7 protein-coding genes and 3 tRNA genes are annotated in these 13753 nt (G+C 74.8%); 2 read left to right on the top strand and 8 right to left on the bottom strand.

The window, feature by feature from the left end:
- Positions 1 to 51: 51 nt before the first annotated feature.
- Positions 52 to 261: a hypothetical protein gene (locus A6F73_RS17200; RefSeq protein ID WP_063348621.1), complete on the bottom strand. Its 210-nt coding sequence runs from the start codon at positions 259 to 261 to the stop codon at positions 52 to 54.
- A gap of 154 nt (positions 262 to 415) precedes the next feature.
- On the opposite strand from A6F73_RS17200, the gene A6F73_RS17195 reads away from it, so the two are divergent.
- Complete coding sequence (locus A6F73_RS17195) at positions 416 to 1381, top strand: aldo/keto reductase (RefSeq protein ID WP_063348620.1); 966 nt, start codon at positions 416 to 418, stop codon at positions 1379 to 1381.
- Between the two features lie 522 nt (positions 1382 to 1903).
- Here A6F73_RS17195 and A6F73_RS17190 read toward each other — a convergent pair.
- From A6F73_RS17190 to A6F73_RS17165, 6 genes are all read right to left on the bottom strand, one after another.
- The gene (locus tag A6F73_RS17190) at positions 1904 to 2917 is read right to left on the bottom strand and encodes a C40 family peptidase (protein WP_063348619.1); all 1014 of its coding nucleotides are present in this window, start codon (positions 2915 to 2917) and stop codon (positions 1904 to 1906) included.
- On the bottom strand, positions 2914 to 4188 hold the full coding sequence (locus A6F73_RS17185; protein WP_063348618.1) for an SPFH domain-containing protein: 1275 nt from the start codon (positions 4186 to 4188) through the stop codon (positions 2914 to 2916). Before A6F73_RS17185 ends, A6F73_RS17190 begins: the two co-directional genes overlap by 4 nt.
- Positions 4189 to 4382: 194 nt before the next feature.
- On the bottom strand, positions 4383 to 7469 hold the full coding sequence (locus tag A6F73_RS17180) for an Ig-like domain-containing protein (RefSeq protein WP_063348617.1): 3087 nt from the start codon (positions 7467 to 7469) through the stop codon (positions 4383 to 4385).
- Between the two features lie 278 nt (positions 7470 to 7747).
- Positions 7748 to 7823 (bottom strand) — tRNA-Arg (locus tag A6F73_RS17175).
- 31 nt (positions 7824 to 7854) lie between these two features.
- Positions 7855 to 7930 (bottom strand) — tRNA-Arg (locus A6F73_RS17170).
- Between the two features lie 223 nt (positions 7931 to 8153).
- Positions 8154 to 8244: transfer RNA gene (locus A6F73_RS17165), tRNA-Ser, on the bottom strand.
- A gap of 178 nt (positions 8245 to 8422) precedes the next feature.
- On the opposite strand from A6F73_RS17165, the gene A6F73_RS17160 reads away from it, so the two are divergent.
- Complete coding sequence (locus A6F73_RS17160) at positions 8423 to 11914, top strand: PAS domain-containing protein (RefSeq protein ID WP_107452904.1); 3492 nt, start codon at positions 8423 to 8425, stop codon at positions 11912 to 11914.
- Between the two features lie 136 nt (positions 11915 to 12050).
- Here A6F73_RS17160 and A6F73_RS17155 read toward each other — a convergent pair whose 3' ends face one another.
- Entirely contained in the window at positions 12051 to 13712 is a 1662-nt protein-coding gene (locus tag A6F73_RS17155) for a long-chain fatty acid--CoA ligase (RefSeq protein ID WP_063348616.1), read from the bottom strand.
- Positions 13713 to 13753 lie beyond the last annotated feature (41 nt).

The following is a 13753-nucleotide window of genomic DNA, read 5'->3' as shown; positions in this document are numbered from 1 at the left end:
CACCGGTTTCCGTCGCGCGGGTGACCCTCGTCCGGGTCACCCGCGCGAGGATCACTTGACCGCCAGCCAGATGACGCCGCCCAACACGGCCAGCACGATGACGGCGACCAGCGCGATCACGCCGGTACGGCCACCACCACCGCTGCTGCTGCGGCCGTAGGTGGAGACGGTGCCCGGCGCCTGCGGGGCCGCCGGGGTCTCGTCGACGAACGCCCGGAACATCTGGGTGCTGCCGGCGGGGTCGTAGTCGTTGTCAGCCATGGCACGGACTCTAACGAATCCGCCCACCTCACGGACACCCCGGACCCCTCCTGCGCGACCCCCACCACCCGGTCGTGCAACGGTGGTACGACATCCTCGTGAAGTCCGCCCGACACGCGGAATGCCGCCCGGTGCGATCCGGTTGAATCCGACCATGACCGGAAACCACAGCGACGCCCCGGGCCGGGTCCGCCTCGGCGCCTCCGACCTGTCCGTCTTCCCGCTCTCCCTCGGCGGCAACGTCTTCGGCTGGACGGCCGACGAGCAGCAGTCCTTCGCCGTCCTGGACGCCTACGCGGCGGCCGGCGGCAACTTCGTCGACACCGCCGACGTCTACTCGGCCTGGGCCCCGGGCAACACCGGCGGCGAGTCCGAGACCGTCCTCGGCAACTGGCTGCGCAGCCGCGGCAACCGCGACGACGTCGTGATCGCCACCAAGGTCGGCATGCACCCCGAGGCCGGCGGTCTGGGCGCGGCCAACATCAAGGCCGCGGCCGAGGGTTCGCTGCGCCGCCTGGGCGTCGAGCGGATCGACCTGTACTACACCCACCGGGACGACGACACCCCGGTCGAGGAGTTCGTCACCGCGCTGGACGAGCTGGTCCGCGAGGGCAAGGTCGCCGCGGTCGGCGCCTCCAACATCGGCGCCGAGCGGCTGTCCGAGGCGCTGGCCTTCGCCGACCGCGAGGGCCTGGCCAAGTACGTCGCCGTCCAGCCGCACTACAACCTGGTCTCGCGCGGCACCTTCGAGGGCCCGCTGGCCGACGTGGTCGCCGAGCACGGCCTCGCCGCCGTCCCGTACTACGCGCTCGCCTCCGGCTTCCTCACCGGCAAGTACCGCCCCGGCGGCCCCGGCGTCGACAGCGCCCGCTCCGAGGGCGCCGCCCGCTACCTGGACGACCCGCGCGGCCCGAAGGTGCTGGCGGCCCTGGACACCGTCGCCGGGGAGCACGGCGTCGCACTCGCCACGGTCGCCCTCGCCTGGCTGGCCGGGCGGCCGACGGTCGCCGCCCCCATCGCCAGCGCCCGCACCGTCGAGCAGCTCCCGCCCCTGCTGGCAGCCACCACGCTCCGCCTCACCCCCGAACAGACCGCCCTCCTCGACACCGCCTCCGCCTGACCCCGCCCCACCCCGCAGGCTGCGAACCCGCCCCCACCCGGGCCCGTTCGCAGCCTGCACCCGTGCCCGGCGAACCCCACCCGGCTGAGAACACCGGCCGCAGTGATCAGCCTTGGCCCACGAACGACCGGGCACGGAACAGGACTTCAACGCCGAAGCCGCCACGGGGGCAGCCTCGCCGGAAATCCCGCCCGGGACGGGCTCTTCGACGACGAGGACCGGAAGAAGTACGCGCGCCCGGCCCTCGATTCCGCAAACAATCCGGGCCCGGGCGGTAACACCGGCAGAGTGACCGTCGGCCCCGCCGATCCGAGGGCCCGCGCCGGCACCCTCGACGAAATCCAGGAGACTTTCCGGGCGGTCGGCGAATCCGCCCCGGAAAAGACGGCCAACGCGCACGGCGCACCGGCCGATTGGCAGATCGGGCCCGAACTGCGCACCCGTTCCCTCCGCGGGGACGACCAGGTCGCGCTTCGGGCCCCCGACAGCACGCCGCTGTCGGGGGCCCGGTGCGCCCCGGCGCTACGGCCGCCCGAAGTGGGTCGGGTAGTAGCCCGAGTTGAGGGTGGACACCCGGACCGTCTTGCCGGGCCTGGGCGCCTCGACGAACTTGCCGCCGCCCAGGTAGATCCCCACGTGGTGGATCCCGGAGGCCCGGCCGCTGTCCGACCAGAACACCAGGTCACCGCGGCGCAGTTGCCCCGCGCTGATCGGCGTGGTGGCCGCGTACTGGTCGTCGGCCACCCGCGGCAGGCTGATCCCGCTGCGCCGGTAGGCCTGCTGGACGAGCCCCGAGCAGTCGTAGCCGGACGGGCCGTTGCCGCCCCAGACGTACGGCTTGCCCAGCTGGGCGAGCGCGTAGTCGATGGCCGACTCCACGCTGCCGGAAGCCGGCGCCTGGTCCGCCGACGGCGTGGCCGCGGGCCGGGCGGGAGCGGGATCCGCACCGCCGCCGGACTGGCCGGTGCGGTTCGCGTAGACGTCGTAGTGGCTGGTCCACCGCCACTCTCCGGCGCTGTTCTTGAACCAGTACTTCGACCCGTCCCAGCCCTGGCGCAGTCCGGAGGAGGAAGCGGAGGAGGCCGAACCGTTGGACACGGCGGCCACCTTGCCGCTGGCACCGCCGGAGCCGCCGGACTGGCCGGCGCGGTTCGCGTAGACGTCGTAGTGGCTGGTCCACCGCCACTCTCCGGCGCCGTTCTTGAACCAGTACTTCGACCCGTCCCAGCCCTGCTTCCCGGCCGCCGCGTGCGCGGACCCGGCACCGGCCGTCAGACCGACCACGCCGGCGCCCGCCAGCACGGTGGTGGCCAGGCAGGTACTCCGCACGGCGCGGTGTATTCGGCTGCCGCCGGTCGCCGTCGCGGGGCGGGCGGTGTGCGGCCGGGCCGCGCAGTTCGGGCAGCCGCAGCCCGCGATCGCGGGGATGCTGCCGGTGCTCTCCTCGAAACCGATCAGGCCCCGGTCGAGGGCGGCGTCGAAATCGGCGTCGAGGTCGAGGCCGGGATCGGCGTACGCGCCGGTGGCTATCCTCATGCGGGTCGTCCTTCCTTCCGCCCGGCCCGTGCGGCCGGGGGCGGTACCGAGGCGGCCACTCCGGCCGGGGCGACGAAGGCGACCAGCAGCTGCTCCATCAGCGCGCTGCGGGCGGCCTCGTCCAGTTCGTGGGCGGTGGCGCGCTCCAGTCGCCGGACGGCGAGCGCCGCCGCCTCGACCGCGTCGTCCACCAGCACCGTCCGCAGGCCCGCGTCCAGGTCGGCCAGCCGGCGGCGGCGCATCGACTCGGCGACCTCGGGCGCGTAGTCCAGCGCCAGCGGCTGCGCCGAGTAGACCTCCAGGCCCGCCGGGGCGACCTCGGCGGCCAGTGCTCTGGTCAGCTCGTCGGCGAACCACTGCCCGTCCCGCAGCGCGGGCCCGGGCGCCGCGTTGCTGTCGCACGGCAGGATGGACGCGGTGCGGGTGAGCACCGCCTGGACCTGCTCGCGCAGGTAGCTCTCGTGGTCCTCGATCGCCAGCAGCGCCCGCGCGGTGTCCTTGACCCGCCAGACGATCAGCAGCCGGACGACGATCGGCGTGCCGGTCCGGTCGACCGCCTTGACCGGCTCGCTGCGCCAGTGCCGCAGCCGCACGTCCACCCGGCGTCGGCGCAGCAGCGGGTTGACCCAGACCAGGCCGGTGCGGCGGACGGTGCCCCGGTAGCGGCCCCAGCGGGTCAGCACCCGGGTCTCGCCGCCCGCGTTGGCCAGCAGCCCGGCCAGCGCGAACACCACGAGCAGGCCGACCGCGCTGACCGCGGCGACCGACTTGGCGTCCACCTCGGCCTGGCCGCTCGCCTGCGCGGCGGCGCTGCGCAGGTCGGGCAGCGCGTCCCAGTACGGGATGACGCCGTCGCGCAGCAGCATCAGCAGCACGCCTGCCACGCCGACCAGCACCACCAGCAGGGCGATCCAGCCGGGCAGGGCGGTGGCGCCGTGCTCGCGGACCGCCTGGTCGGCGCGCGGGGGGCGGCGGGAGGTGGCGGCCGTGGGGGCGCCGACCTGGGTGGTTTCCGGGATCTCGACGGTCGCCGGGGCGGCCGCCTCCAGCGGATCGCGCAGGTCGGCGGAGGCGCCGGTGGCCGGGCCGGGGACGACGACCAGCGGAGTGGTCGCGGGGCCGCCGTCGACCGGGCCGAGCGGCTTGGCCGTCTTGACGGCCGTGGCCTTGGCCAGCGGGCTCGCGCCGGAGGCGGAACGTTCCGGCAAGGCCGGTGGGAGTACCTGGGGCAGGTGGTCGGGTCGCTGCGAAGAATCGCGGGTGACGTCCATGCACGGATCCTCGGGGTCGGTGTGTCGCGCAACGGGCGGCCCGGATCTGACGGGCAGTGCCAAGATCAGGCTAAGTTCATACGTCATCAAATGCGACATTTATGATGAGGTGTGTCGACATTTGCTGACGAATCGTCCGAAGCCGACCTGACGCGCAGGCACATGAACGGGTAGTCGGGATGGTTCAGCGCAGGTCAGCGCCGCCGGACACCGTCACCACGGGCGAACACCCGGCGGGTGATCAGCCCGATCCCGGCGAGCACCAGCAGGCCACCGGCGACCCCACCGCGCCAGCCGCTCGCGGTGGACCGCGCGGCCGCCGCCTGCGAGGCCTCCGCGGCCGCCCCCACGGGCGACGCGCTCGGCGGCGCCGGCAGCGGCCCGGCATCCTCCCCGGCGGACCCGAGCGGTTCGGCCGCCACCGGCGTCGATGACGGTGGCGGTGACGGAGGCGGAGGCGGTGTCAGAGGTGGTGTCAGTGACGGTGACGGTGACGACGCCATGACGCCGACGGCCGCCCGGGACGGGCTGGCGCCCAGGGACGGAACGGTACGGAGCGTCGGAGGGACGGAATCGGCGGAGGTGGTGGTGGGGGCGATCCGGACGGTCGGGACGGTGGGGGTGACTGAAGCAACGGACGGCCCGGCCACCGCCGCCGGCGGCCGGGCGACCGCCGGAACGGCGATCGGCAGCAGCCCCGCCGGCGCCGGCGCGAGCACGGATGCAACGGGCGTCGCCCCCACAACCGGGCTCGGCGACGAGGTGACCGGGCTCGAAGGCGTGGACGTGGGTTTGGACGTGGACATGGACGTGGGCGACGTCGCGGGACGGGACGGTACAGAGGAGGCCACCGGCGCGGAAGCACCGGCCGAGGGCAACACCGGCACCGCCACGCTCGGGCTCGGCCCGACCGGCACCGGCACCGATGCCGACGCCGACGGGCTCGGCACGGTCGGCACGGTCGGCACCGAGACTGCGGGGCTGGGCCGCACGGGAACCGACGCCCCCGAGCTCGGCACCGCAGGAGTCGACGCCACCGCACTCGGCACCGCAGGAGTCGACGCCGATGCCGAAGTCGAAGCCGATGCCGAAGCCGACGGGCTCGGCGCCGCCGCGACGCGCACCGGCACCGCGTCCGCCGCCGCCCCGTTCCCCGCCAGGTCGGTCGCCGTGACGACCAGCCACTGCTGCCCGTCCGTCAGGTCCCGGTTGGCGGTGCAGGTCCAGCTGCCGTCGAGCGCCGCCGTCACCCCGCACAGCACCGTCCGCTCGCCCGCACCCGCACCCGAAGCCGGAGCCGAAGCCGGCCCCGAGGCCGCCGAGCCGCCCGCCCGCGCCGTGACCAGCACCTTCGAGCCCGGCTCGGCCCGCCCGGTGAACGTCGGCCGGCTGACCCGCAGGGTCTCCCCGGCGGCCGGCGAGCCGAGCACCGGCTTGTCCGGCGGGACGGTGTCGACGACCAGCGCGACCGCCTGCCCGGCCGTCCGGTTCCCGGCCGCGTCGACCGCGACGGGGGTGAGCAGGTGGCGCCCGTCCACCAGGTTCTCGACCGGCAGGCAGGACCACTGGCCGTCCGCCCGGACGGCGCTGCGGCAGAGTTCGGCGGCCTGGTCGGTGACCGCGACGGTGCTGCCCGCCTCGCCGGTGCCGGTGAGCTGGATCCCCGGGTCGTTGGTGTACTCCGGGAGGGTGAGGACGGGCGGTGCGGGCGGCGCCGTCTTCACGGTGACCCGGACGGCGTCGCCGCGCAGCACCACGCCACCGCTGGTGATCTCGACCGGGGTGAGGGCGTGCGGGCCCGCGGTGAGCGCTCCATCGGGCCGGCAGGACCAGCCGCCGCCGCGCTCGACCCGGGCCCGGCAGGCCGTGGCGTCGCCGTCCCGGATCTCCACCGAGGCGCCGGCGACCGCTCCGTCGCCGTGGATCCGTGGGCGGGCCTCGGCGAGGACGGCGCCGTCGACGGGTTCGGCGATCTCGGGCCGGGCGGCGCCGACGGTCAGTTTGATCCGCTGGTCGACGACCTGCCCGGAGTCGGCGAAGCCGCCGGAGGGGACGAGTTGGCTGGCGTCGCGGGCGATCCGCAGCCGGGCCCAGGTGTCGCCGGAGGCGGCGCCGGTCGGGACGGTCCATTCCAGGGTCGCAGTGTCGGCGCCGGCCGGGATCTCGGCCTGCACCCGCTCGGCGGGGTCGAAGCGCCCGCTGTGGTCGAAGTCGATCCAGCCGGCCAGGGTCGCGGGCTGGTCGCCGACCGCCACCGGGACGGTGAGCCGGTAGTAGCGGCCGATCGCGGCCTCGGTGGGGAAGCTGATCGACGGGTCGGCGCCCTGGTACTCGGCGCGGCCGGGCTGGAGCTTGGGCGGCGGCGGGCTGGTGAAGACGCTGCGCCGGCCGGCCCCGTGGTCGAGCTGGACCAGCGGCTCGCCGGTCGACCGGTCGGCCGTGCCCGGGTCGTCGGCGGACCGGGGTCGGGTGCGGTGCGCCGGGTTGGCGGCGTCCGCGCCGAGGAACAGGTCGGAGAGCACGTGCGAGGCGTTGCCGTAGTTCTGCGGGGCGGTGCCGAGGTCCTCGTCGACGGTGACGGTGTACGCCTGGCGCAGGACGGGCGGGGTGGTGGTACTGCCGGCCCGGGCGGTGGAGCGCTGCTCGACCCGGAAGACCGCGGTGCGCAGGGTGCCGGCGAGTTCCAGGGTGCCCTCGGAGACGGAGCCGGCCGCGCCGTCGGAGCTGCCGTCGGCGCCGACGGGTGCGAGGGCGTTGGCGTCGACCGTCCAGCCGGGCCAGTCGGTGCGGTTGACCAGGGTGGGGGCGGAGGGTGAGCCGCCGGTGAGGGTCAGCCGGGCCGCGGTGCTGGTGGTGCCGGACTTCCCGGTGGCGAGCGCGACCAGTCCGCTGAGGTGCAGCCGGGGATTGCGGACCGGTCGGGAGAAGGCGAGCCGGAGCGTTCCGACGGTGCGCCAGGATCCGTCCGCCTGCGGGCGGTTCTCGGTGACGCTGAAGGTCTGCGCGGGGTTTCCGGGGTGCATTCCGTCCGTGTACGGCCCGGCCGCACGCCCCCCGCCGGGGCGGTCGGCCAGTTCGCCGGCCGCGGCGGCCACCTCGGTGCCCGGGGTGGCGGCGAATTCGAGTTGGACGGAGAGGCCGGAGGGCAGGACCGCCCGGCGTTCCCCCGACCAGGCGTCAGGGGACTGCTGGGCCACCGAGAGTGGGGCGTTCCAGCCGGTCAGCAGCCCGGCCACGAGGACGGTCAGGGCGGCGGCCGTGCGGGGAAACTGTCGGCCCATCCGGCTCTCCTTCACGGTCGGCTGCCGGGGTGCCGGGCAGTCTGGGCACAAGATCTGACAAAAAGGAATCACGATCCTGAGCCGGTCATACTGCGACACCTGCGCTTATGGCCGGGTCCCACCCGTTTGGCGGCCATCCGAGCGGCAGGACGGGATATACCCGAAACAGATGCATTTCATCCATTAGGCCCGCAATCCAGAACGGACGCGGCACCCGGCGCCCTCGTCCGGGCCCGGAAACGGGAGAAGCCCCCGGCCGGTGGCCGGGGGCTTCTCGCTGGTGCGCTCAGCAGGATTCGAACCTGCAACCTCTTGATCCGTAGTCAAGTGCTCTATCCGTTGAGCTATGAGCGCAAGGAACGGGCGAACCCGATCTTGCGGAGATTGGTGCGCTCAGCAGGATTCGAACCTGCAACCTCTTGATCCGTAGTCAAGTGCTCTATCCGTTGAGCTATGAGCGCTCGCCCTGATGAACAGTGCCAGCGGGGCGTTGCGGGGACAACATTACATGACCTGCGACGCGGGACGAAATCGATTGCTCCCTGCCCCCGGGCCGACCCCCTGGAGGCCGCTCGGACCCCCGGCGGCCCCGGCCTGCGGAACAGGTCGGCGGGGCGGGTCCGGAACCGCCCCGGAGATGCCGAAAGCCCCGCCGACAAGATCGTCGACGGGGCTTTCCGGCTGCGGAGGCTGAGGGATTTGAACCCTCGATCAGGAATAACCCCGAAACCGCATTAGCAGTGCGGCGCCATAGACCGGACTAGGCGAAGCCTCCTCCACAGGGACCACGTCCGCGTGAGCGGACCCGTTCCGTGTGCCTGAGATGATGCCACAACCGTGGGGTTCGGCACCAACCACCGCCCACGTTACTAGGCGGGTCGACCCCGCCGCAAAGAAGAATGAGATACTGCCGTCTCCGGAGGAGCTGCCCTGAGCCGAGGAGACCTGTCGACGTGAGCAGCAGGCCGATCCGAGGCGCTGCTCGCCTCGCCGCCATACTCGACGCCCTGCCCGACGCGTTGTTGCTGGTGAACAGCAACGGCACCGTCGTGGACGCCAACAGCGCGGCAGTCCACGCGCTCCAGACGCCCGGCACCTCGCTGGTCGGCATGGGCGTGCTGGACCTCCTGCCCGAGTTCGACCCCAGCCGGATCCCCGGCTCGATGCGCCCGGCCGCCCGCGACGGCGACGAGCCCGACCGCCCGGTCCGGATGACCGCCCGGCGCACCGACGGCACCAGCTTCCCGGTCGAGGTCTCCGGCAACGACTTCCCCGACGACGGCACCGGCGAGGGCCGCGGCTACGGGCTCACCTCGTACGACCCGTACCGCGAGCGGTCCCGCCCGTCCTCCGCGAGCGACCTGCTCCTGCTGCTGGTCCGCGACCTCTCCAGCCGGCTCGGCGTCGAGGCCGAGCTGCGCCGCCAGCACAAGCAGACCGAGATGATCCTGCGCGCTGCCGCCGAGGGCGTGCTCGGCGTCGACCTCGAAGGCCGCTGCGTGCTGGTCAACCCGGCCGCCGCGCACATCCTGGAGTACCGGGCGAGCGAGCTGGGCGGGCGCGAACTGCACCCGCTGATCCAGCACTCCCGGGCCGACGGCACCCCGCTGGCGCTGGAGGAGTCCGCGCTGCTGGACACCCTGACCTCCGGGCGCAAGCACCGGGTGCGCGGCACCGTGCTGTGGCGCAAGGACGGCCGCCCGGTCACCGTCGACCTCACCACCGCGCCGGTGCGGGACGGCGACCAGCTGGTCGGCGCGGTGATGACCTTCACCGACCGCAGCCGCGAACTCGCCCTGGTCGCCCGCAACGAACACCTCACCGCCGTCCTGGAGAGCGAACTCGGCGGCGCGCTGTCCGCGCTGAACGAGCGGCTGGACGCGCTCGCCGCCGACCCGGCCGGGCAGCTGTGGCCGGAGGCCAACTGGACGCTGCGCCGGCTCGCCGACGAGTGCCGCCGGTTCAGCCGGCTGATCGACGGCGTGCTCGCGCACCAGCGCTCCGAGGCCGGCGAGACCGGCGAGACCGCCCCGGCGGACGGCCCGGACGCGAAGGACGGCAAGGACAACAAGGACGGCAAGGACCGCCGCAAGCCGACCGAGCGGCGGGTGCCCGTCGCCCTGGACAAGGTGGTCCGCCGGGCCGTCGAGGCGGCCGGCGAGCTGGTCGGCCCGGGCCGGGTGCGGTTCTCGGTGCACGCCGCCGCCGTCGAGGTGATCGCCGACGAACGCCGGCTCGCCCAGGCGCTGGCCCACCTGGTCGCCGACGTCAGCGGCATCGGCCTCGCCCTGGACGCCCCGACCGCCCCCTCCCCCGGCCTGGCCGCCCCCGGCGCACCCACCGCGCTGCCCTCCGGCGGCGAGCCGCCGACCGTCGTCCTGGCCGCCGCCCAGCGCGGCGAGGTCGCCCGGGTCGAGATCCGCGGGCCCGGCCTCGGCGGCAGCCCCGTCCACCTGCCGATAGCCCGCGCGGTGGTCGAGCGCCACGGTGGCGTGCTCCAGCCGCACGAGCTGCCCGGCAAGGCCGGCACCACGTACGTCGTCGAGCTGCCGTTGGACCCGGCCGCCGCGAAGGCCGCCGCCGAGCGCGCGGCCGCCGAGGGCCGCCGCTCCGACCGGCCCAAGGAGGGCGACAGCGCCGTCCTGCCCGACCTGCCGGGCATCCCGCAGCTGCCCAGCACCGGCGAGGACGCCGAGCCGGTCGCCGACGGCGGCGAGCAGCCCGAGCGCGAGACCCCGGCCGCGGCGGCGGAGCAGCCCGCCGAGGAACCCGCCGCCGAGCGGCGCGGCCGCCGTGGCCGCCCCGCCGCCGAGGAACCCGCGCCCCCGGTCCGGACCGCCCCCGACGCCCCCGCCGACCAGTGGCCGAACGCCCCCGCCCGGATCGAGCGGGCCGTCCCCGAACAGTGGAACGGCACCGGCAACGACCCCGCGTACGGCCGCCAGGGACTGGCCGGTCCGGACGGCGCGCAGCGCGACCCCTGGGGCAAGGACGACGGCCGCTCCGGCCCGGCCTACGCCGTCCCCGTCGAGGGCGAGCGCCCGCAGCAGCACCGGACCGGCGGGCGTGAACCGCTCGCGCTCGGCCCCGGCACCGGTGCCGCCCCCGCCGACGGCACCCCGGCGGGCGGCACGCCCACCGCAGAAGGCGCCCCGGCCGCCGACGGCGCCGAGACCAAGCCCCGTCGGCGCCGCGCCCTGCCCCCCACCGAGGACTCCTCCGGCGGCTTCGCCCTCCCCGGCGCCCCCGACACCCCGGTGTACCCCGGCCTGGAGCACGCCCTGCCGGCCGGCCCGGCACCCGCGCAGCCCGAGCCCGCCGCCGCACCGACCGGCCGCCGTCGCCGGCTGGCCGTGCCGCCCGGCCCCGGCCAGGAGGCCCCGGCCGCGCCGTCCGACCAGACCCCGCAGGAGGACCGGCCCGCGCCCGGCGGCCCCGCCGCGCTGCCGCCCGCCCGCCCGGCGCTGCCCGCCGCCGAGGACCCGTCCGGCCCGCGCCCGGTCGGCACCGGCCTCGCCGAACTCGCGCCGCCGCGCCCGCTCGGCGGTTCGCCGACGCCCGCCGCCGGACCGCAGCCGCCCGTCCCGGCCGAGACCAGGACCGCCCCGCGCCCGATGGCCGAACTGCCCGCCGCCGCCGGCGACCGGACCGACGAGCAGCCGCCGACCATGGCCAGCCCGAACGGCTCGAACGGCTCGAACGGGGAGGGCGGCAGCGCCCGTCGGCTGCTGGTCTGGCCCGAGCCCGATCCGGCCACCCGGCAGGCGCTCCAGGAACGCGGCTACCGCCCGGTGATCGTCCGCTCCCGCGAGGAGGTGGACGCCCAGGTCGCCGGCTTCCCCGCGGCGCTCTTCGTCGACCCGCTGACCAGCCCGATCACCCGCACCGCGCTGCAGTCGCTGCGCACCGCCGCGCTCAACAGCCGCGTCCCCGTGCTGGTCACCGCCGGTCTCGGCCAGGCCACCCGGGACGCCGCGTACGGCGCCGACCCGGCCGTGCTGCTGCGCGCCCTCGCGCCGCGCGACGGCGAGCACCACGCCCCGCGCGTCCTGCTGGTCGAGGGCGACCCGGACATCGCCGCCGCCATGATCAGCAGCCTGGAGCGGCGCGGCATGCACGTCGAGCACGCGGTGGACGAGAACGACGCCGTCGCCCGGGCCAGCAGCGTGCAGCCCAACCTGGTGGTGATGGACCTGCTCCAGATCCGCCGCCGCCGGGTCGGCCTGCTGGACTGGCTGCGCGCCAACGACCGGCTGCACCGCACCCCGCTGGTGGTCTACACCTCGGTGGACCTCGACCCGCGCGAACTGCCCCGGCTGCGCACCGGCGAGACGGTGCTGTTCCTCGCCGAGCGCTCGACCAGCGCCGACGTCCAGTCCCGGATCGTCGACCTGCTCGGGCGGATCGGCGCGATGGGCGAGGCGGGCGTCGCCGCGGCGGGCTGACCGCGCCCTGACGCCGAAGGTCCGGCGAGATCCACCCGGCACGCGCCGAGGGCCGGCGAGATCCACCAGGCACGCGCCGAGGGCCGGCCACCCCGCTGGAACGGGGGTGGCCGGCCCTCGGCGGTCGGGCGGGCGGCTACTCCTTGCCGAGCACCGTCACGTCCAGTTCGTCCGCCGCGTAGCTGGCGCGGATCACCTTCTTGTCGAACTTGCCGACCGAGGTCTTCGGCACCGACTCGACGATCGACCAGCGCTCCGGCAGCTGCCAGGAGGCGATCCGCCCGGCCAGGAAGGCCCGCAGCTCGCTCAGCCCGGCCGTGGCACCCGGGCGCAGCACGACCGTGGCCAGCGGGCGCTCGCCCCACTTCTCGTCCGGGACGGCGACCACGGCGGCCTCGGCCACCTCGGGGTGGGCCATCAACTGGTTCTCCAGTTCGACCGAGGAGATCCACTCGCCGCCGGACTTGATCACGTCCTTGGCCCGGTCGGTGAGGGTCAGATAGCCGTCGGCGGTGATGGTGCCGACGTCGCCGGTGCGCAGCCAGCCGTCCTCGGAGAACTTGTCGTCCGGCCGGACCGGGTCCTGCCCGGCACCGCCGTAGTAGGCCCCGGCGATCCACGGGCCGCGCACCTCCAGCTCGCCCGCCGCGACGCCGTCGTGCGGCATCCGCTCACCGGACGGGCCGACCAGCCGGGCCTCGACGGAGGCCGGGAAGATGCCCTGGGTGACCCGGTAGGGCCACTCCTCCTCCGGGGTGAGGCCGCCGGGCGGCTGGGCGAAGGAGCCGAGCGGCGAGGTCTCGGTCATGCCCCAGGCGTGCAGCACGCGGATGCCGTGGCGCTCCTCGAAGCCCTTCATCAGCGAGGGCGGGCAGGCGCTGCCGCCGATGACCACCATGCGCAGGCTGGAGGTGTCGTAGTCGCCCGCGTCGAGCTCGTCCAGCAGGCCGCTCCAGATGGTCGGGACGGCGGCGCCGACGGTGGGCCGGACGGCGGCGATCATCTCGGCCATCGGCTTGGGCTGGAGGAAACGATCCGGCATGAGCAGGTTGGCGCCGGACATGAAGGCGGCGTGCGGGATGCCCCAGGCGTTCACGTGGAACATCGGGACCACCGGCAGCGCGGTGTCGCGCGGGGTGAAGGCGAAGTTGTCGCCGGTGTTGACCTGGAGGCAGTGCAGGTACACCGAGCGGTGGCTGTAGAGCACGCCCTTCGGGTCCCCGGTGGTGCCGGAGGTGTAGCAGAGCACGGCGGCCTCGCGCTCGTCGAGGTCGCTGCGCCACGGGTAGGCGGTGGGCCGGTCGGCGATCAGCTCCTCGTAGTCGTGCACGGTGCCCGGGAAGCCGGCCAGCAGCGAGCGGTCGGCGGGGCCGTTCACCACGATGTGCCGGAGCGTCGGGGCGAGGTCCGGCAGGACGGCGGCGAGCAGCGGGAGCACGCTGCCGTCCACGATCACCGCGTGGTCGGCGGCGTGGTTGACGATGAACGACAGCTGGTGGGCGGGCAGCCGCAGGTTGAGCGTGTGCAGCACGGACCCCATGGCGGGGACGGCGAGGTACGCCTCCAGGTGGACCGAGTTGTTCCACATCAACGTGCCTATAACACTTTCCTCGGTGCAGCCGAGTTCGTCGCGCAGTGCGTGGGCGAGCTGTGCGGCGCGGGCACCCACCTCTGCGTACGTCCGGACGACCGGGCCAGTGCCGTCCCAGGTGGTGACCGTCGAACGGCCGTGGATCGTAGACCCGTGCTCCAAGATCCGGGCGACGGTGAGCGGTACGTCCTGCATGGTGCTGTACACGGGTCCTCCTTGACCGTCCGGCGAGCGTCGAGATCACTACT

Origin of the sequence: Streptomyces sp. MJM8645, from assembly GCF_001625365.1 — a bacterium.
Lineage (GTDB): Bacteria > Actinomycetota > Actinomycetes > Streptomycetales > Streptomycetaceae > Kitasatospora.
The sequence above is the reverse complement of the archived record's forward strand: the minus strand, read 5'-3'. Positions and strand labels throughout refer to the sequence as shown.

Excerpts from the sequence above, each read along its gene's own strand:
- A6F73_RS17195 (WP_063348620.1), top strand. The coding sequence starts at position 416 with ATGACCGGAAACCACAGCGACGCCCCGGGCCGGGTCCGCCTCGGCGCC.
- A6F73_RS17190 (WP_063348619.1), bottom strand. The coding sequence starts at position 2,917 with ATGAGGATAGCCACCGGCGCGTACGCCGATCCCGGCCTCGACCTCGAC.
- A6F73_RS17180 (WP_063348617.1), bottom strand. The coding sequence starts at position 7,469 with ATGGGCCGACAGTTTCCCCGCACGGCCGCCGCCCTGACCGTCCTCGTG.
- A6F73_RS17185 (WP_063348618.1), bottom strand. The coding sequence starts at position 4,188 with ATGGACGTCACCCGCGATTCTTCGCAGCGACCCGACCACCTGCCCCAG.
- A6F73_RS17200 (WP_063348621.1), bottom strand. The coding sequence starts at position 261 with ATGGCTGACAACGACTACGACCCCGCCGGCAGCACCCAGATGTTCCGG.